This window comes from Rhizobacter sp. P2_G4, from assembly GCF_056403575.1.
Genome location: NZ_JBFUFG010000015.1, coordinates 1 through 20,614, shown reverse-complemented (window position 1 = coordinate 20,614; position 20,614 = coordinate 1). Strand labels below are relative to the sequence as shown.

The 20,614-nt window shown below is 66.1% G+C and carries 10 protein-coding genes; 8 read left to right on the top strand and 2 right to left on the bottom strand.

Annotation, left to right across the window (positions count from 1 at the left end; translation table 11 throughout):
- The first annotated feature begins 259 nt into the window (after positions 1-259).
- The 8 genes from AC1DYS_RS29560 to AC1DYS_RS29525 all read left to right on the top strand — a co-directional run bounded on the left by AC1DYS_RS29560 (position 260) and on the right by AC1DYS_RS29525 (position 15,913).
- A complete protein-coding gene (locus tag AC1DYS_RS29560; RefSeq protein WP_477905224.1) occupies positions 260-1,924 on the top strand; it encodes a ShlB/FhaC/HecB family hemolysin secretion/activation protein in 1,665 nt (554 codons plus the stop codon).
- 14 nt (positions 1,925-1,938) lie between these two features.
- On the top strand, positions 1,939-7,257 hold the full coding sequence (locus AC1DYS_RS29555) for a beta strand repeat-containing protein (protein WP_477905222.1): 5,319 nt from the start codon (positions 1,939-1,941) through the stop codon (positions 7,255-7,257).
- An 89-nt stretch (positions 7,258-7,346) separates the two neighbouring features.
- A complete protein-coding gene (locus tag AC1DYS_RS29550; RefSeq protein ID WP_477905220.1) occupies positions 7,347-10,391 on the top strand; it encodes a caspase family protein in 3,045 nt (1,014 codons plus the stop codon).
- Positions 10,392-10,548: 157 nt separating this feature from the next.
- Positions 10,549-10,998, top strand: coding sequence for a peptide-methionine (R)-S-oxide reductase MsrB (gene msrB, locus AC1DYS_RS29545; RefSeq protein WP_477905218.1), 450 nt, complete (start codon positions 10,549-10,551; stop codon positions 10,996-10,998).
- Positions 10,995-11,498, top strand: coding sequence for a peptide-methionine (S)-S-oxide reductase MsrA (gene msrA / locus AC1DYS_RS29540; RefSeq protein ID WP_477905216.1), 504 nt, complete (start codon positions 10,995-10,997; stop codon positions 11,496-11,498). Before msrB ends, msrA begins: the two co-directional genes overlap by 4 nt.
- Positions 11,499-11,527: 29 nt before the next feature.
- Complete coding sequence (locus AC1DYS_RS29535) at positions 11,528-12,031, top strand: hypothetical protein (RefSeq protein ID WP_477905214.1); 504 nt, start codon at positions 11,528-11,530, stop codon at positions 12,029-12,031.
- 215 nt (positions 12,032-12,246) lie between these two features.
- The gene (gene katG / locus AC1DYS_RS29530) at positions 12,247-14,514 is read left to right on the top strand and encodes a catalase/peroxidase HPI (RefSeq protein WP_477905212.1); all 2,268 of its coding nucleotides are present in this window, start codon (positions 12,247-12,249) and stop codon (positions 14,512-14,514) included.
- A 346-nt stretch (positions 14,515-14,860) separates the two neighbouring features.
- A complete protein-coding gene (locus AC1DYS_RS29525; protein WP_477905210.1) occupies positions 14,861-15,913 on the top strand; it encodes an MBL fold metallo-hydrolase in 1,053 nt (350 codons plus the stop codon).
- A gap of 72 nt (positions 15,914-15,985) precedes the next feature.
- Here AC1DYS_RS29525 and AC1DYS_RS29520 read toward each other — a convergent pair whose 3' ends face one another.
- Positions 15,986-19,072, bottom strand: a complete 3,087-nt coding sequence (locus AC1DYS_RS29520) for a hypothetical protein (RefSeq protein ID WP_477905208.1) — start codon at positions 19,070-19,072, stop codon at positions 15,986-15,988.
- A gap of 980 nt (positions 19,073-20,052) precedes the next feature.
- The coding region (locus tag AC1DYS_RS29515; RefSeq protein ID WP_477905206.1) for a beta propeller repeat protein at positions 20,053-20,614 on the bottom strand (562 nt) is incomplete at its 5' end.

The window sequence follows — 20,614 nt, the reverse complement described above, 5'->3', positions numbered from 1 at the left end:
GTGTCGCGTGTCGATTGCCGAGCATCATGTGCCGATCCGTCGGCGCGGGCAATCCCGAACTTCGCGAATCGCAGCACCGGGCAAGTCTGGGCAACCCCCTAGATCGAAGTGCTCACGGGCGTTATGTGGTCGTTACCAAGGTCACCTCGAAGCCCATTTACAGGGATTGCGGGATTGGAAAGTGCGCCGCTCGGTTGCAACATCCGCGTCGCGCGCTGACCCAGCTTTCGGGGGCGCAGCTGACAACCGGGGAATTGCCTTGCGCCAAATCATCCGATCCTTGCTGCCCGCTTCGTTGTGCATCGTGATAGCCGCCTCGTGCTTCACCACACCATCATTCGCGCAGGGCGGCGCCGTTCAGCCCGGCCGCGTCGAGCGCGACACGCGCCCGCCGCCGCAGCCGGTCCGGCGCGACAGCGTGCGCATCGACACGCCGCGCTTCGCCGAGCAGGTGCCGGCCGGCGCGCAAGAGGTGCGCTTTCTGCTCGGCGAGGTGCAGGTCTACGGCAGTACCTCCATGCCCACCGATGCGCTGGCGCCGATCTGGGCGCCGCTGATCGGCAAGCCCATCACGCTGGCCGAGGCCTTCGGCATCGCAGCTTCCATCTCGGCGCGTTACCGCGAGGCGGGCTTCATCCTGTCGCAGGCCATCATCCCGGCGCAAGACATCCGCACCGTTGGCGTGGCGGTGCTGCGCATCGAGGTGATCGAAGGCTTCATCGACAAGATATCCGTCACCGGCTTGCCCGAGGCCAAGCTCCTTCCTTACCTCGAACCGGTGCGGCGCGAGCGGCCGTTGCGCCTGGCCACGCTCGAGCGCAGCCTGCTGCTGATCGGGGAGCTCGCCGGTGTCTCGGCGCAAGCGAACCTGCGGCCGAGCGCCACGCCGGGTGCGTCCGACCTCGAAGTGGTGGCCAGCCTCAAACGCACCGAGTTCTCGCTCTCGCTGCACAACCGCAGCACGCCCGCCCAAGGCCGCGTGCGCTTCGAAGCGAGCGCTGAAGTGCACGACGCCATCGCCGACTTCGACCGCCACAACCTGCGCTGGGTCACTGCCGGCAGCAAGCGCCTGAACCTGCTGGCCTACAACGGCGACGTGCCGCTTGGCGGCAACGGCTTGAAGCTGCAGCTCGGCGCCTCGGCCTCGCGCTCCGAGCCCGACACCGACATTGCCTTCAGCAACATCGACACCCGCAGCACCAACGTGTCCCTAGGCCTGGCCTACCCGCTGTTGCGCAGCCGCCAAAGCAACCTCTCGCTGCGCGGCGGGTTCAACGGCTACAACAATACCGCCGACATCGCCGGCAGCCGCGCGTCCGAAGACCGCATCCGCGCGCTGCGCTTCGGCCTCACCGGCGACTACGCCGACAACTGGGGCGGCATCTCGCTGCTCGACCTCGAATGGTCCAAGGGCTTATCGAGTCTGGGCGCTGCCAAAGAGGGTGCCCCCGGTGTCGACGCCAACCCCCAGTTCAGCAAGCTCACGGCCTACGCCGCGCGCCTGCAGAGCCTGGGTGGCAACTGGTCGGCGCTGCTGGCCGGCACCGCGCAAACGTCGAAGGACAAGCTTCCCACGGCCGAACAACTCGGCCTCGGCGGCGAGACCTTCCTGCGCGCCTTCGACCCCTCCGAAGTCATCGGCGAGAAAGGTGCGGCCGTGAAGCTCGAAGTGCGCTACGACCTGGGCATCGCTGGCTTCGCCTCGACGGTCTACGTGTACGGCGACGGCGGCAGCGTGAAGCGCCAACAGGCCGACGGCGGCTACGCGTCGACCTCGCTCAGCTCGGCCGGCATTGGCGTGCGCGTGAGCGGCCCGCGGCGAACGCGCGGCTACCTCGAAGTGGCCAAGCCGGGCCGCCGCGATGTGATCAGTGAAGGCAACCGTGATGTGCGCGTGTTCGCGGGCATCGGCATCGATTTCTGAGAGCGAGGCAAGCCATGGCAACCGCAATCCAACGTTCACGCACTCCGTTCACCGCGCGCCCGCTCGCGGTCGAGATATCGCGCATCTTCCGGCCTGGCGCAGCGGCCTACGCCATGCTGGCAGTCCCTCTCGCCTTTGCCGCGCCACAGGGCGGCACGGTGACGGCCGGGCAAGCCGCCATCCAGCAGAGCGGTGCGACGACCACGATCACGCAAGGCTCGCAGCGCGCCGCCATCGACTGGCGCTCGTTCAACGTGGGCAGCAGCGAGACGGTGAACTTCGTGCAGCCCAACGCCAGCTCGGCCATCCTCAACCGCGTGGTGGGCAACGAGGCGTCGGCCATCTTCGGCCGCATCAACGCCAACGGGCAGGTGTTCCTGGTCAACACCAACGGCATCCTGTTCGGCCGCTCGGCGCAGGTGGATGTGGGTGCGCTCACGGCGTCCACCGCCAACATCAGCAACAGCAACTTCATGGCCGGCAAGCTCGACTTCAACCAACCCGGCAAGGCCGGTGCGCGCGTGGAGAACGAGGGCAGCATCACGGTGGGCGAGGGCGGCTTCGCGGCGCTGGTCGGCCGCAACGTCGCCAACAGCGGCGTGATCAACGCACGCCTCGGCAAGGTGGCGCTCGCCGCAGGCGATGCCTTCGTGCTCGATCTCTATGGCGACAAGCTCGTCAACCTAATCGTCGACCCGGCCGCGATGAACACGCTCACAGACGCCAGCGGCATGCCTCTCGCCGCCATCGTCGACCAGTCGGGCCAGATCAACGCGCAGGGCGGACGTGTGCAGCTCAGCGCCGCGACAGTCAAACAACTGGTCGACAACATCATCAACGTGAGCGGCGTCGTGCGGGCCACCTCGTTTGCCACGGCGCCGGGGCTGATCTCGCTGCAAGGCGATGCCAACACCAAGGTGTCGGTAAGCGGCACGCTGGAAACATCGGGCGACGTCGGTGGCCGCATCGAAGTAACCGGCCGCGACGTGCGCCTCGCGCCCACTGCCTTGCTCGCGGCCACAGGCGGCGCCGGCAGCATTGCCATCGGCGGCGACTGGCAAGGCCAGGGCCCGCTCGCGCATGCGCAGCAGGTGAACATCGAGGCCGGGGCGGTCGTCGATGCCAGTGCCGGCAGCGTTGGCAATGGCGGCACCGTGGCCGTGTGGTCCGATCGGAGCACACAGTTCGCAGGGCGCATCAAGGCGAGCGGCGGCACGGCCGGTGGCAACGGCGGCCAGGTGGAGGTCTCATCCAAGGGCCAGCTCGGCTTCATGGGCGATGTCGACATGTTCGCGACCCACGGAAAGCAGGGCTCGCTGCTGCTCGACCCGACCAACCTGACCATCGGCACCGTGACCTCGGGCGACTCCGAGATCGCCGCCGACCAGCTGCGCTACTTCCTCACCCGCGGCGGCAACGTTACGCTCACGGCTGACCAGAACATCACCGTCGATTCCGAGGTCAACGGTCTCGTCACCGGCGGCACCGGCGTGGCGGGTGGGGGCCTCACGCTCACCGCGGGCAACAACCTCACCGTCAACCAGACGATCGCGCTCAATGACAGCGCACTCGCGCTCACCGCCACCAACGGCACGCTCAGCACCAGCGGAACGGCGCTGCTCTACACCGGCACCGGCAATGCCACGCTGCGCGGCGGTGCAGGCGTCGACGTCGGCCAGGTGCTCGCTGGCGGCGCGGTCGACATCCGCAGCGCGAGCGGCACGGTGAACGTGCGCAACGCCATCGTCGCGGCCAGTGCCAACGGCACGGCCGCACCGGTGGCCAGCCTGAACGTCGACGGCGCCGGCAACGTGAGCCTCAACGGCGCGCTGGTGCAGGGCAATGCGACGGTGCGCAGCGGCACCGGCAACGTCGGCTTGAGCACGGCCGTGATCCAGAGCGTGGGCGGCAATGTCGACGTAGACGCCGGCGGCAGCATCACCACGGCGGCCAACAATGTCGGTGTGCTCTCGGCCGGCACCGTGGACCTCACGGCCGGCCAGTCGATCGACGTGGGCGCAGTGATCAGCAAGGGCATGGCCACGCTGACATCCACAGGTGGTGGCGTCACCGTGCACCAGGCCGTCACCGGCGGCGGCACCGCGGCCACGGGCGGCCTCACCGTCAACGCGGCCGGCCCGGTGGCGCTGGCAGGTGTCAACGCCGGCGCCGGCGGCATCGCCATCACCACCGCCAGCGGCAACATCACCTCGCAAGGCGCCACCACGGCAGAAGGTGGGCTGCTGAGCGCAGGCGGCATCACATTGCAAGCCAACGCCGGCCAGGCCGGCACCACGGCCGCGCCGCTGAACCTGCAGGCGACCGCGGGCAACGTGCTGGTCGGCGGCAACACCGGCGTCAACGCCAGCACCTTGCTCGGCCAGGGCAGCATCACGCTCAGCGCCGCCGCAGGGGGCGTGACCGTCAGCAAGCCCATCGCAGCCGACACCGGTGCCGTCAACGCCAGCACGACCGCGCGGCCGACCACGATCGCCATCACGGCACGCGACGCGATCGACCTCGCTGGTGGCATCGCCGGTACCGGCGGCATCTCGGTCGACAGCAGCACAGGCAGCGTCACGCTGCGCGACAGCTCGCTGTTCAGCCAGGGCCCGGTGACGATCGGTGCTGGCGGCGCGGTGTCGCTGCTGGCAGGCGCCGGCATCGCGACGACCACGAACACCGGCAGCGTGTCGCTCACCTCGCGCGGCGGCACGCTCACGCTCGGCAACGCCGGCATCCGCGCCGATGGCGACGTCAACCTCAGCCTCACGAGCCAGGGCAATCTGGCGGCGAACAGCGACATCCAGACGCACGCCGGCACCATCGCACTCGACTCGACGCAAGGCACGGTCAACGTGCTCGCGAGCAGCACCGGCACCGATGCCACGCAGAACGCGACGCTCGACGCCGGGGCCGATGGCACGAACTCCATCATCGCCGTGCATGCGGCGGGCGATATGAACCTCGGCGAGATGATTGCCTACAACCGCGTGCAGCTCACGTCTGACACGGGCAACGTCGTGCTCAAGCGCGGCCTCGGCGGCAACGCCAGCGGCAGCTTCGGCGGCAACACGGTGCTGCTGAACACCGGCTACGTGGACTACGCGCGTGGCTACCTCGCGCAGTACCGGCCCAATGTCGGCCGCATGGTGATCAGCGCACCGCAGGGCTCGGTGGAACTCAACGGCCTGAACCTCGACGGCAACGCCAACCCGACAGACACCACGCCGGGCCTGTCGGTCACCGCCGGCCGCCGCATCGTCAGCAACAACGAGATCGCGGTGAACAAGGGCGACATCGAACTCACCGGCGGCAGCACGCAAGCCACCGATGGTGTCTACCTCGGCAGCAGCGTGTACTCGCGCGGCTGGGATTCGGTGGGCGCCGACGGCGTGCGCGGCGGCACCGACGACCAGAAGACGGGCTACGGTATCCGCATCGGCGGCAAGGTGCTGGCCCTGTTCGACAACACGGTCGAGATGGCGCAGCTGCCGGTCGATTCACTGATCGTCGGCTACTACAAGACCCAGAATGGGTTGCCTGTGAGACAGGAGGTTGCGACCGACGGTTCGGGCTTTTTGGTGGATGGAACAGGCTTGCGCATTGTTGCCAGCGATGGCACCTATCAGCAGGTCGGCTTGTTGAACAGCATCATCGATCCGAACACCGGTCCGACGGTTTTCGACATGGCGGTCTACAACGTCACCGCGGACGGCAAGGTCGCTGCAGGGAATGCGCATGCCGGAGAACAGGTGTTTGGTGTGGGCGGTCATGCCGTGCCCACGAAGACCCAGGAAATCGCCAAGATCGAAGTGGCTAACAACGTCGCGAATTACCAGGACGCCGCCAATGCTGGAACCTTGGTAGCACCTACACAGGCTCTGACATCCAGCCAAAGCATCAACATCGACAGCGCGACGATTGCCGGCGTGAGCAACCACACGCCGCAGACAGCCATGCACCTTGGAGATCCGGTGCCGACGCTTTCAGCCTTGCGTGAAACGCCGATTGTTTCGGCCCCGACCACTGCTGGCGTGGTCGCCGCCACCAAGGGCATCAGCCTGAAGACCCTGGCGTTCCCTGGAGCCGGCGATGCATCGACCGCGGTGTGGGCGTCGCAGATCAAGCTCGATGACAGCGGGCAGCTGTTCTTCTTTCATCCTTTCACCGACCCGAACGGACAGCAAGATGCGCTCCAGATCCTGCAATTCGCTGCAACGGTGCCTGTCAACGGCGTGTTCACGGTGTCAGTGCCGGCCATCGCGACACGAAGCTTCACGTTGAACGGAAGCATCGTGACCCAAACGGTTCAGACCCCTGAGAACGCGGCGATCCAAACCTTTCAGTTGGTGGCGGGCACCGTCAACCAGGTCAAGCTGATACACACGGAACTCGGCAGCGTGAACCTGGCCGCCTTGCCTGCCCTGCCACCCGGCGGCACGGCACCGGGCGCATGGACCATCTCGGGCTGGCAAAGCGATGGGGCGCTTGCCGCTCTTCGCCTGGTCTCGCCAAGCATCGCCACGGCTGGAACGGCATCGGGCGTTAGCGTCACGTCGTCGTTGTACCCGGCGGTGACTGGGGTATCGACTGTTGCCCTGCAAAATGGCACGCAGGCCATTCCGGTATATGCCCTGAACCAGTCGACCTACTACCAGCCCAGCTACCTGCCTTCGGACAATTTCCCGGACCCGCAGTTGGTGCAGACCATTGGTCCCGCCACGTACACGGTGAGAAGTGCATTGGTTGACGCGCAGGCGACCGGGTCGCGCCCCGGGACACGCGTTTTCTTCTACGACGGCATCATCAATTCCGCCAATGGCTCGGCCGTCTCCGACTCCAACACCGGCGTCGCCATCCCGGGTCTCGGTGGCATCCCCGGCTTCAACAACAGCACGGTGGGTTTTGCTGGTGTCGGCGCCGGCTTCGGTTCATTGGCCGGTGGCACTGCCGGCAGCACGGGCGCCGGCTCGGCGAGCGGGCAGGGCGCCGGTGGCGCCACCGCACCTGCGGGGCAGACCGGCAGCGGTACGCCGCCGCCGCCCGAGCCCACCACGCCGACCGACAGCATCCCGGTGTTGCCTGTGGCCGGTGCCGAGGGCACGCCGGGCGGCGAGCTGGGCGAAGGCGAGGTTCTCTTCGGCGTGCGCGCCGCCTCGCAGGCCGACCTCGGCCGCGGCTCTGCGGTGCCAGGCTCGGCCTTCAACGTGTTCAAGCGCCGTTATCGCCTGGGCACGTCGAGCACGAACGCGGTGTGCGCGCCGGAGTCGCTGCAACCCGTCAAGCCCGCCGACGGCAAAACGGAGCGGGATTGCGCGGCGGCGAAGTAGTGAGGCGTTTGCTGGTGCGTTGGTTGTCAGCGGTGCGGGGCTTCGATACCTCAGCCAGAACGGCTAAGGGCGTGCTGGGCGGCGTTGCCATGCTGGCAGCAACGCTTGCACTGGGCTTCGCTGGCCAAACCATCGCCGCCACGCCCAACACCACCCCGCAACTCCGCGTCGTGCAAGAAATGCACAACGCCCCCGTCGGCCAGATCCGCGCTGACGCTAACTACTCGCGCCTCTACACCGTCTCGCTCGACAAGACCTTGCGCATCTGGCGCATGGCCGACCTGCAGTTGCTGCGCACCGTTTACCTGCCGGCCGAGCCCGGTCTCGAAGGCACCCCCCACGGCCTCGCCGTGAGCCGCGATGGCAAGCGCGTCTATGTAGCCGGCGTTACCGGCTGGCAATGGAACCGCGCCGCGCATGTCTACACCGTCGACGCGGAGCGCGGTCGCATCGTCGGCAAGATCGCCCGCTTCGAGAACGACGTGGTGATCTCGCTCGACCTCTCGCCCGACGGCAAGCGCCTCGCTGTCGGTCTCGCGCGCGGCGGCGTGCAGGTGGTCGACGCCGACACCGGCGCCTCGCTCGGCACCGACAACGCCTACGCCGCGCCGGTGACTTTCGTGCACTTCGCGCCCGACGGCCGGCTCGCGTCCACCTCCGAAGACGGCTGCGTGCGCGTGTATGCGAAAGACATGGCGCTTGCGTTCCGCAACCAGTACCCGCCGGTGCCCGCCGGCCAACCGCAGTGCACCGGCTCGCAGCTCGGCGGCATCCGCTTCTCGCCGGACGGCAAGTGGCTGGCCTTCGGCGTGCGCTACCGCGCCGATGGCGGCCGCTACCAACCCGAAGTGACGCTGATGGACGCTGCCACCTTGACGGTCAAGCGCACGCTGCGCGCCGCCGAGGCCGACCAGCAGTCGCTCTGCTGCGTGGCGTGGTCGCCCGACAGCGCCACGCTCTACGTGAGCGGCAACGTCGAAGGCGACGGCCCCACGCCGATCTACCGCGTGCGCGACCCGCTCAGCGGCGCGCTCCAACGCTGGAACGCCGGCCGCCAGCAGATCACCAACATGCTGCCCTTGCCGCAGGGCCAGATCGTGCTCTCGACCACTGTGCCGTCGATCACGCGCCTGAATGCCGAGGGCCAGGTGGTGATCGACCGCGAGGGCCAGCCCATGCGCATGCTGCCCGACAACATCGACTTCTACGCCCAGCGCGCCGATGCCGACGCCTTCCGCGTCTCGGCCGACGGCCAGGCGCTGGTGTTCGCGCGCGGCGACGCCACGCGTCTGCGCGTGAACCTCGGCACCATCAACCAGCTCAAGGTGCTCAGCACCGAAGGCCTCGACGACAAGGCGCTGCAACCTGCGCGCCGCAGCGGCGCGGCCAAGGTCGACACGCAGACCGGCATCTACGCCTACCGCGACAAGACGCTCGTCAACGGCAAGCCCGTGGCGATGGACCGCGAAGAGAGCGCATGGAGTTGGGCGGTGCACGCCACGCAACCCATTGCCGCCATCGGCACGCAGTGGCGGCTGCGCGTGGTCGATGCGCAAGGCAAACCGCTCAAGGCCTGGGAGAACCCGCCCTACCTGCCTGCCGCGGCGCACCACACGCTCATCACCGGCGACGGCAAGAAGGTGGTGGTGGCGCTGGGCGACGGCACCATCCGCTGGTACGGCGTGGACAGCGGGCGCGAGCTGCTGGGCCTCTTCGTGCACGCCAACGGCGGCGACTGGGTGGCCTGGCGTGGCGATGGGTTTTATGCCTCGTCACCGCAAGGCGACCAGTACGTCGGCTGGCTGGTGAACCGCGGTGACGCGCAGAGCCCCGACTTCTTTCGTGCCGTGCAGTTCGAACGCAAGCTGTACCGGCCCGACCTCGTGCGCACCGCCTTGCGCGCCACCACGCTCGCCGCGATCGCCGCGGCCGATCAGCTTGCCGAGACGCTGCGGCAGATGGCCGCACCGCGTGTGAGCATCGAGTCCATCACGCCTGGCAGCGAGCCCGGCACTGTGGCCGTGCGCCTGATTGCCGAGAGCACTGGCGCCGCCATCAGCGAGCTCGGCGTGTACGTCGACGGCGTGCCCGTGCTGCGCGCAGCAGACCGGCTGGTGAGCGCGGCCGATTCGCAGCGCGTCAACCGCACCGTGAACGCACGCGTGGGCAGCGCCACCTCGGTGATCCGGGTCGAGGCCGAGACCGAGCGCTCGCTGGGCCTCGACGAATCGGCCCCGCTCACACAGCCCGCACCGGCGCGCGCCAGGCCCGGCAAGCTGTGGCTGGTGGTCACCGGCGTGTCGCGCTTCGACAGCGTGCTCGCCTGCGAGGCCGAGAAAGACCCGTCGAAGAGCTGCAAGCTGCAGATCAGCCAGCTCCCCAACACCACCAACGACGCACGCGAGCTGGCCGAGGTGATCACGCGCCACACCGGCAAGCTCTTCAGCAGCGTGAGCACCGTGCTGCTCACCGAAGACAGCGCCGACAAGCCCACCAAGGCCAACCTCGTCTCGCGCCTGCAAGAGCTCGAAAAAGTGAGCCCCGACGACACCGTGCTCGTGTTCGTCGCCTCGCACGGCTTCACGCCCGACCCCGCTTCGGGCGAGTACTACTTCGTCACCAAGGACGCGAGCCAGCAAGACCTGCTCAACGTCTTCACCGCCAAGCCCGGCCAGCCGGTCGACGTGCGCTCCGCGGCCAGCCTGATGAGCGGCACCGAGCTGCACACCCTGCTCAAGCGCGTGCCCGGCAAGCGAATCCTCGTGCTTGACACCTGCCACTCCGGCAGCGCCGACGGCCGCAGCGACCCGTATGCACTGGCCAAGCGCAGCGCCTCGGCACAGATCGCCGTGTTGTCCGCCTCGCAAGGCGACCAGGAGTCGTACGAAGTGCCGCAGAACGCCGCCGGCACCGCGCCCAGGCACGGCGCCTTCACCTATGCGCTGATCGAAGCCTTGTCGGGCAAGGCCGCGCAAGGTGGCGCAGTGACCTTGCAGAGCGCGTTCAAGTACGTCGGCCCGCGCGTGAGCGAGCTTTTGCGAAGCGTGCCGCGCAAGGCGACGCAAGGGCCCTTGCAAACGCCCACCTTGACCGCAAATCCAGCCCTCGCCGGGGTGAGTCTGGTGGCGCCCTAGGTGTAAGAAGCGAGCGTGGCGGCCGACATCAGAAGGCCGCAGCAGGCGCCTGGCCACTGCCCGATGAAGGTCTACAGCCTGCCAGTGAACCTGGCGGCGTCGCCGCAGTCATACTCCTCAGCCACCCTTTCAACAACGCCTTCCAGAAGGGAACGACATGCCGAAGTACCAGAAGACATCCGAGGCCGTGGCCGCCTTGTCGCCCGAGCAATACCGCGTCACGCAGCAGAGCGCGACCGAGCGGCCGGGCACCGGTGAATACCTCGAGAACGACGAGCCGGGCATCTATGTCGACATCGTCTCGGGCGAGCCGCTGTTCGCTTCGTCCGACAAGTTCGAGTCGGGTTGCGGCTGGCCGAGCTTCACCAAGCCGATCGAACCGGCCCACATCAACGAGCTGACCGACACCGCACACGGCATGGTGCGGACCGAAGTGCGCTCGACGCATGGTGACAGCCACCTCGGGCACGTGTTCAACGACGGCCCGCGTGACCGCGGCGGCTTGCGTTATTGCGTCAACTCGGCCTCGCTGCGTTTCATCCATCGCGATGACATGGAAGCGCAAGGCTATGGCGCCTACATCGACCAAGTAGAGGAAGTGAAATGAGTACCACCGAACGCGCAGTGCTGGCAGGCGGCTGCTTCTGGGGCATGCAAGACCTCATCCGCAAATACGACGGCGTGGTCTCCACGCGCGTGGGCTACACCGGCGGTGACGTGCCGAATGCCACCTACCGCAACCACGGCACGCATGCCGAGGCCATCGAGATCATCTTCGACCCCGAGCGCATCAGCTTCCGTCGATTGCTCGAGTTCTTCTTCCAGATCCACGACCCGACCACCAAGAACCGGCAGGGCAACGACATGGGGCTGAGCTACCGCTCGGCCATCTACTACACGAGCGAAGAGCAGAAACGTGTGGCGGAAGAAACCATCGCCGACGTCAACGCCTCGGACCTGTGGCCCGGCAAGGTGGTCACCGAACTCGCGCCTGTTGGCCCGTTCTGGGAAGCCGAGCCCGAGCACCAGGACTACCTGGAGCGCATTCCCAACGGCTACACCTGCCACTTCATCCGGCCGAACTGGAAGCTGCCCGTTCGGGCCTGAGCTTGCCCCGGAAGCTGCTCGCTGTTCTCGTGGCGGCCGTCGTTTATCCGACGGCCGCCACGGCGTCCGATGCATTGGTCGCCGACCTGGAGCAGCGTTTGTCCCGGCAAGGCGCCGACAAGGTCAACGAGTACCTGAGCGGCTCCTTCGACATGGTGGCCCTCAACGAGAGCACCACCCGGTGTGAACTGAGTGCGGTGAGCCTCTCGATCCAGCTGGCGCGAGGCAGCCGCTCGAAGGCGGTCGATGCACACCGTGAAGCGGTGCGTACCGCAGCGGGAAACTGCACCGGCTTCGTGTTGGCGCTGCTCACATCGAGAGAGGTACCGACCTTCTGTGCATCGGTCTCCACGTGGACCGTGGGGCAGATGGCGAGAGAGCTGCGCCGCCGCATCCGAAGCATCGAAGCCGACGAACTGCTGCGCTCGACGCAGCGCGGCAAGGCCTGCCGCGCGGCTTATGTCTACGAGCTGAACAACACCCGCGTCGGCCTGAGGGTCGGGCCTGCGAACTCCACTCCTTCATCGAAGTAGCTGCCGTTGCGTGACCGTCACCGATTGGTCATGAATCGGAGCACACTCGCCGCACGGCGCGTCGTCATGCATCGGCACGTGCGCGCAGAGCGCGGTGTGTTCACGGTGCCGTCAGCTATCGATGGGATAGAGCGTTTCAGTCGCGACGACACGTTCCTTGCAACAGAATTCGTCCGTCCCTGATCACTTTCTCTCATCAAGCAGGAGTTGCCCACATGGCAAACGAAAAAGCTCAATCGAAGTGCCCCGTCGACCACGGCGGTGCAGGCGGTGGTGGTACGACCAACCGTGACTGGTGGCCCAAGCAATTGCGTGTGGATCTGCTGCATCAGCATTCCTCCAAGTCCGACCCGATGGGCAATGACTTCGATTACGCCGCGGCGTTCAAGAGCCTCGATCTCGCCGCGCTGAAGAAAGACCTTGCCGCGTTGATGACCGACTCGCAAGACTGGTGGCCCGCAGACTTCGGGCACTACGGTCCACTGTTCATTCGCATGGCATGGCACAGCGCCGGCACCTACCGCATCGGCGATGGCCGCGGCGGTGCGGGCCGTGGCCAGCAGCGCTTCTCGCCCCTGAACAGTTGGCCGGACAACGTGAGCCTCGACAAGGCGCGCCGCCTGCTGTGGCCGATCAAGCAGAAATACGGCAACAAGATTTCGTGGGCCGACCTGATGATCCTGACCGGCAACGTCGCTCTCGAGACGATGGGCTTCAAGACCTTCGGCTTCGCCGGCGGCCGCCCCGACGTGTGGGAACCCGATCAAGACGTGTACTGGGGTCGCGAGACCACCTGGCTCGGCGGTGACCTGCGCTACGCCCACGGTTCCGAAGGCGTCGAGAAGCAAGGCGGCGTGCTGGTCTCCGAAGACGATGCCGACGGTGACAAGCACTCACGCAATCTCGAGAACCCGCTGGCTGCCGTGCAGATGGGTCTGATCTACGTCAACCCCGAAGGTCCGGACGGCAACCCCGACCCGCTCGCCGCGGCGCGCGACATCCGCGACACCTTCGGCCGCATGGCCATGGACGACGAAGAGACCGTCGCGCTGATCGCCGGTGGCCACACCTTCGGCAAGACGCACGGTGCTGCTGCGGCATCGCACGTCGCAGAAGAGCCTGAGGCGGCCGGCCTCGAAGCCCAGGGCTTCGGCTGGAAGAACGGCTTTGCCACCGGCAAGGGCGCCGACACCATCACGAGCGGGCTCGAAGTCACCTGGACCACCACGCCGACGAAGTGGAGCAACAACTTCTTCGAGAACCTGTTCGCCTTCGAATGGGAGCTGACCAAGAGCCCCGCAGGCGCACACCAGTGGGTCGCCAAGGGCGGCGCCGGTGCCGGCACCATTCCGCATGCGCACGACGCTTCCAAGCGCCTCGCGCCGACCATGCTGACCACCGACCTCTCGCTTCGGCTCGACCCTGCCTACGAGAAGATCTCCCGGCGCTTCCTGGCCAACCCCGACCAGTTCGCCGATGCCTTCGCACGCGCCTGGTTCAAGCTCACCCACCGCGACATGGGCCCGCGTGCCCGTTACCTCGGCCCAGAAGTGCCGGCCGAAGAACTCATCTGGCAGGACCCGATTCCCGCGGTCGACCACGCACTGGTCGATGCGCAGGATGTCGAGTCGCTCAAGAAGCAGGTGCTGGCATCTGGCTTGACGGTGGCCGAACTGGTGTCGACCGCCTGGGCCTCGGCCTCCACCTTCCGCGGCTCCGACAAGCGGGGCGGCGCCAACGGCGCGCGCATTCGCCTCGCACCGCAGAAAGACTGGGCCGTCAACCAGCCCGAGCAACTGGCGAAGGTGCTGAACGTGCTGGAAGGCATCCGCGGCCAGTTCAACGCTGCGCAGAAGGGCGGCAAGAAGATCTCGATCGCCGACCTGATCGTGCTGGCGGGTATTGCCGGTGTGGAGAAGGCAGCGGCCGATGCGGGGCATGAGACTCAGGTTCCGTTCTCGCCCGGCCGCACCGACGCTTCTCAGGCGCAGACCGACGTGCCCTCGTTCACGCCGCTCGAACCCGTTGCCGATGGCTTTCGCAACTACCAGAAGTCTCGCTATGCCGTGCCCGCCGAGTTGCTGCTGATCGACAAGGCACAGCTGCTCACGTTGACGGCACCCGAGATGGCCGTGCTCGTCGGTGGCTTGCGCGTGCTGGGTGCCAATGTCGGCCAGAGCCAGCACGGCGTTCTCACCACGAAGCCGGGCCCCTTGAGCAACGACTACTTCGTCAACCTGCTCGACATGGGCACGGAGTGGAAGTCCACCTCGGGCACCCAAGAGCAGTTCGAAGGGCGTGACCGCAAGACCGGCGCGCCGAAGTGGACGGCCACGCGCGTCGACCTGGTGTTCGGCTCGAATGCGCAGCTGCGCGCCATTGCCGAGGTGTACGCCAGCGCAGACGCGCAGAAGAAGTTCGTCGATGACTTCGCGGCCGCATGGGCCAAGGTGATGGACCTCGACAGGTTCGATATCGCCTGAGCGCACCACGGGTCCATCTGGGCCCGCCGTTCGCGGAAGCGTTCGCCAAGAAACACCCGCTCAGCCTGAGGTCCTCTCAGGCTGAGCGGGTTTTCTATTTGCGCTTTCAGCCAAGCTTCCTGATTGGTGACCCCAGCCAAGCTCCGTTCGCCATGAGGTATCGAAGGGCAGCGAGGGGCTTCGATACCTCAGCCCGAACGGGAGACGCTTGCGTGCTTGCCCGACCGCCCTGCTCGGTGCCCCGCCGACGTGGAGAACAGGTTCATCACGATCTGGCCCGCGTTCGAAGCTCGTGACCGCCACTTCTGCGACGATTGCGACGAACAACAAGACGTAGGCATTCTTCATGACGACCATCCTGTGTGGCACCCACGCCGCTGTCCGTGCGGCTCACTTCTGGCGCCGCTCCACCCGAAGGCCAATCGTCGACGGTCTGAAGAATCGGTGCGCACAGGCCGTGCTGCGCTTCATCGCCGGCCTGCTCGCGCTCACCGCGGGCCTGGCATCGCACGCCGCCGAGCCGCTCGCCGAAAGCCCCGGCTGGTACCGCGCGCAGATCGGCCGCATCACCGTCACCGCGCTGTGGGATGGCACGCTCGACATGCCGGTCACCGAGGTGTTCAAGAAGCCCAGCCCGGCGAAGCTGAAGGCGTTGCTCGCGAAGCACTACCTCACGCCCGCAATGCCGATGTCGGTGAACGCCTTCGTCATCGACACCGGCCAACGCATCGTGATGGTCGACACCGGCACCGGCGCATCAAAGATGTTCGGCGACAGGCTCGGCCACGTGCTCGCCAACCTGCGCGCCTCTGGCTACACGCCCGAGCAGATCGACGAGATCTACCTCACCCACATGCACACCGACCACGTCGGCGGCCTCACCATCGACGGCCAGGCCGTGTACCCCAACGCCGTGGTGCGCGCCGAGGCACGCGAGGCCGATCACTACCTCAGCCGCGAGAAGATGGCCGCATCAAAGGGCGACGCCGAAGACTTCGAAAGCGCGATGGCCATGCTCGACCCGTACGTGAAGAGCGGCCGCTTCAAGCCCTTCGACGGCCGCACCGAACTCGTCCCCGGCGTGCATGGCGAACCCGCCGCTGGCCACACGCCCGGCCACAGCATCTACGTCGTGCAGAGCGAAGGCGAGAAGCTCATCCTCTGGGGCGACCTGATGCACGTGGCGGCCGTGCAGTTCCCACTGCCCGCGGCGACGGTAGTGTTCGACGCGATGCCAGCGCTGTCGAAAGCGAATCGCGAGAGGATCTTTCGCGAGGCCGCGCGCGAAGGGACGTGGGTCGCCGCGGCGCATGTGGGGTTTCCGGGGATTGGGAAATTGCAGGCCGATAGTCGGCATGGGTACACCTGGGTACCGATGGCGCTTGTGCGGGGACGCTGAGCAGTGGCCGCGCCTGCGGCCACTGCTGACCATGCCGTTGAGGGACTTGGCCGTGAACCAGCGGGAAGGGCATCAGTGCAGCAATGACTTCAGCGCCGCGCGGCAGGACGCCGCGTCCACGCCCTTCACCTGGGCCTGACTCAGGAAATAGGAGCCCGCGTCCAGGTGCTGTGCCCTGCAGGCTGCGATGAGTCGGCCGGAGTTCTCAGTCGCGAGCAGCGCTTCCATGCCGTAGAGCCAGCCTTGATACGGGAACACCTTCTGGTACGCGCGAACGAAGCGCAAGGTGTCCCGGCGATAAACCTCCTGGCCGGTCTTGCGATGCATCAGCAGTCCAGCCAATGCCCACGAGTACGCGCCCGGGACGATGCGCTCCGATGTGGACGCGATCTGGTAGCGGGCGGCCGTGAAGTAACGCAGTGACTCTTCGCTCTTGCCTTCCAGTGCCAGGACCATGGATTTGGAGAGCATCTCGTCGAAGCTCAAGCGGGTCGTGACCTCGCGTACCTCGTCGAGGTAAGGGTCCTTGCCTCCGCTTGCTTGCCATGCCACCCATGTGTAGAGCGGTTGCATGAACGAGACTGAAGAATCGCTGCGATTCTTCAGTGCTGCAGAAGCCGCCTCATAGGCCGCAGTGGATTCGGATCCCAGCAGTGCGCTTCGTGCCAGCCCGGCCGATGCGCTCCACATAGGGTCCATGTACGGCTTCGATCCCCTGGTTCGCTTGAGTCGCTGAACATCAGCCTCCGATGGGAGCCGGTCCATGACGGATACCAGATGCATGTACAGGCTGCTGGCATCGGTGAAATTGACCTGTGCCTTGTCGAGCTGGCTCTTGGTCAGCCATTCGTCGACTTGCGCAAGATCGGCCTTTTCCATGCGATGGCCGGTATAGGCCGCCATCCAGAAAGGAAACAGATTGCTTGACATGGCCCGAGACATGAAGACCTGCCACGCTTTGTCGCGCTCGCCGAGCATGAACAAGAGACCGACCTGGTCGCGTCGCGCGTAATTGGAGTCGTATCGGTCTGCACGCCGTGCGGAGGATTCGAGCGCATCACGCAACTGGCCGTCCAGCAGTTTGAGCCGGGTGCGGGCCATCATGTCCGACTCGCTGCCGGTGCCGATCTCGGCAGTCTTTGCGTAGTACCGGCGAGCCGGTTCCAGTTCGCCAGCAAAGTAGAAGTAATGGCCCGGCTCGGCCCACGCGTGGGATTGGCTGACACGCTGGTCCAGCCGCTGGTCCCGCGGTTGGGCATCGATCAATTTCAGCGCGTCGGCAAGCGTTCCCCCGTCTTGCAGGCGACCTATGGCCAGCGTCGTGCGGGCGTGGAGATCGGTCGGGGAGTTTTCGATTTCTGCCAGCAGTTCTTTGTCACTACTCACCTGAAGTACCGCGAATGGCGTCGGAAACTTCTTGCGCTTGGATGCGCTTGCCAGAAAGCTTGGCGGCGGCATGCCCGCCTGCATCGGCGGGCCGCTCTGCACGAGATACGGCGGCATGCCACCGCTCGAAAAATTTAGCAGCATGGGCGGCGCCAAGAAAAACGCGGTGTCGCCGGCCTTGCGCGGGGCAAGATACCGGTCCATGGTGAACCGATCGAAGCGCAGCACAGAGAGCAAGCGCAGCTCGTGCCCCGTGACCTCTTGCACCTGGGGATCGTTCATCATGTTCAGGTTGTTCGTCCACGAATGGCCGTTCAAGGAATGCCCAGCCAGCCAGCGGTCAGCTCGCTGCAGGTCGACGGTATTCTGTGTGACCGCACGGGCGCTGGCTCGTGAGGCATTCATCAAATCATCGACGGTGCCGTTGGTCGCGAACTTGCCGGTGACCATGTGGCGCAAGCGCTGCAGCAGCGGGTGTTCAGCCGCATCGCCCGGCCAGCGTGCGAGAGCAGCATCTACGCGGGCGCGCGAACCCTGTGTATTCCCTGCGTGGTCGAGTTCCTTGTAGTACGTGGCGAGTCGCCACTCCTGGTACAGCAGCGTTTCGGCCGGCCAGGCGGCGCGCGACGGCGCTGCCTGGCCTTGCTCTCGGCATTCGGCGCGAGGCATCGCCTGCGGAAGCAGGCGCTCGATGCTGCACAAGTCGACTTGAGAGAAAGGCTCGGTGAAATCGAGATGAGCGCGAAACACTGCGGTAGCGAACTCCGGCAGATTCCGAGTCATACGCTCGACTTGCTGGGTTCGCGCGTCTTGGGCCGAGCGAGCTGGTGACCTCTCGCTGTTGGTGTGCAACTGATTCAGTTGCATGATCCGCTGCACCACCGGGTCATCGACGGGTGCAGGAGAACTTGTCGTGGCTTGCGCGACTGGCAAACCCAGGTGCCTGAATGTCCAGTCACGAATCGCGGCTGCTGTGGCCGGCGAAAGTGCTTCAGGGGTGGCCAAGACGTAAGCCTGTGCCAACCAAGCTAGCCGTGCTGGAGACTGTGCTTCAGGGGCACCGAAGCGCGCGCCAACGGTCTCGTAAACCGGCAGGAGCATGCCCAGCGCGAAGGCGTGGCAAGCACGCGCGCCAGATGGAGCGTTGCGCGTAGGAGTGGCAAAGTTGAAAGTGTCGAGTTGGCAACCGGTGGCGGGCCGATCGGCCCGCACATCGGTCGGTCGAACCGGCAGCCCAGCCTCCTTCAGCAGACTAGGCAGAGCCGCTGAGATTGGCGCGAATGCCGAGGCTGGGTCGGCCGGCAACGCGAGTGCGCGGTGAGCGACTTGTCTCTTCGCACCATCACGCACGACCAGCGTGAGGAACATCTGCGTGACACCGTCGTGTCCCACATACAGCCCGATCAGCTTATGCTTCGGGTGCTCCGCGGCAAACGCATCGACCCTGGCGACGTCGAAGCGGCGAACGAATGGCCCTTGGCCATCAACGAGATCAGTCTGCCCGGCGGCGTCGATGCCGGCAGCTTCAAGCTGCTGATCGAGCTCTGCGCCAACCAGAGCGCGAAATGCAGGCGAAAAGCCGAACGCCTGGCTCTGCACCGGCAACGCAAGATAGGGTGGTTCTTCGTTGGCCGTCATTCTCAGCTTGAGCGACGAGGCCCGCGTGCCAGGCTTCAGCCCTGTCATTTGCAAGGCTTGGTCGAAGTAGTCGACGACTGGCCAGTCGACAGGCGCTTGCTCGTGCGCAAGTGGCGGCAGCTTCGGTGGTGTCATGGGCCCCGGCATGCCATGCCACGCCGGAGGGAAGCCGTGCGGCGGGCCGATGGGGACGGGCGGCGGCCCCGACGCGGGTTGCGTGTGCGCGTTGGGGACGACCATGAACAACGCCAAAGGAAGTGACCTTGCGAGCCACACCACTCCACGCCAGACGTTCGACGTCAAGCCACCATCCCTCTTCATTGGAATACTCCCTGGAAATATTGTGATGCCGTGTCAATGCACAGGGCGCGGCAATCATCTCATCGTGTCCACTGGCTACGCAGATGACCAGGTGGGCAGGCTCATCAAGAGCGACGGCGAGAAGCTCATCCCGTGGTGTGACCTGGCGCATGGTCGTGGCGCAGCCCCCATAGGCCATGAGACAAAAGCTGATGTCCGAAGCGAGTGCCGCTTACGTCTCCGCGCCCGGGGGTCTTAAGACCGGATTCAGGCCCCGACGCTAGGATTCCCGCTTTCACCCAGGAAGAAAAATGAACACGAAACTCGTGGGCTCTGTCGTTCTGTGTGTTGCTGCTTTTTCCGCCTGCGGGGGGGGCAGCGACAGCACGCCGAGTGCTGCACCGACGACTCTTTCTGCTGGTCAATCGATCACCCTTGAAAAGGGACAAACGGTTGATGTTCCAGCAGGGACGACAGTGAGTGCGCCTAACGGAAATGTCGTTGTCGTCCAGGGGCACAGCAACACCGTCACCACCCCGGCAGGGTCTGTCGTTTCAGTGGCCACGAGTGCATCTGGTCCTGCCGACAACGTCGTTGTTGCGCAGTAGGGCTGCAGTCGATCTGGGCGGCGAACGGGCAAGCACCTCACACCGTGCTTGCGACGCTCGGAGTTCCGCGATGGCGGCAACCGCAAGGAAATCGGCACGCTTCAGCCGCTCTCCTTGCCATTGGCCTTCAGCACCATGCGGTCATGTTCAAGCCGCGGAAAGACGCGGGTCGTCAAGGCGCCGTAGACCGGCGCGAGCCGAACTGGTTCAGTTGCTGTACAGCAGCCCCCGCCCGGTGCCACTGACGTAGACCCGGCCATAAACGTTCTGGTCGGCCGCCAACGCGCCGATGCCGCCGAACTGATGCGCGTCGTCGTTGAAGCGCGACCAGGTGGCGCCGCCGTCGTCCGAGCGGTAGACGCCCCACACGCCGCCCACCACGCCCACCACATAGACCGCAGCCGAGTACGCCGCGCCGGGCTTGGCCTTGCCCACCGCCACCGCCGTGGCGCCCTGCACGTCGGGCCACGCGTTGCTGCCCGTGATCGACGCAAACTGGCTCAGCTTCGTCCAGCTCGAGCCCGAATCCACCGAGTGGTACACGGCGTTGCCGTCGGCCAGCCAGAGGTCGCCCTCGGCGTTGGGGTTGACCGCCAGCGAGGTGTTCGCGAAGTAGTTGGGGGCCAGCCCCGCGCTCACCGAGCCCTGGCTCAGCGTGAACGTGTGGCCGCCATCCGTCGACACATAGGCCTTGCCCGGCGTGCCCCACCAATTGGCGCCTGAATCGTAGGCATAGACCTTGTTCGGGTTCTTGCGATCGGCAACCAGG

Excerpts from the sequence above, each read along its gene's own strand:
- AC1DYS_RS29555 (WP_477905222.1), top strand. The coding sequence starts at position 1,939 with ATGGCAACCGCAATCCAACGTTCACGCACTCCGTTCACCGCGCGCCCG.
- AC1DYS_RS29550 (WP_477905220.1), top strand. The coding sequence starts at position 7,347 with ATGCTGGCAGCAACGCTTGCACTGGGCTTCGCTGGCCAAACCATCGCC.
- msrB (WP_477905218.1), top strand. The coding sequence starts at position 10,549 with ATGCCGAAGTACCAGAAGACATCCGAGGCCGTGGCCGCCTTGTCGCCC.
- msrA (WP_477905216.1), top strand. The coding sequence starts at position 10,995 with ATGAGTACCACCGAACGCGCAGTGCTGGCAGGCGGCTGCTTCTGGGGC.
- katG (WP_477905212.1), top strand. The coding sequence starts at position 12,247 with ATGGCAAACGAAAAAGCTCAATCGAAGTGCCCCGTCGACCACGGCGGT.
- AC1DYS_RS29525 (WP_477905210.1), top strand. The coding sequence starts at position 14,861 with ATGACGACCATCCTGTGTGGCACCCACGCCGCTGTCCGTGCGGCTCAC.
- AC1DYS_RS29520 (WP_477905208.1), bottom strand. The coding sequence starts at position 19,072 with ATGACACCACCGAAGCTGCCGCCACTTGCGCACGAGCAAGCGCCTGTC.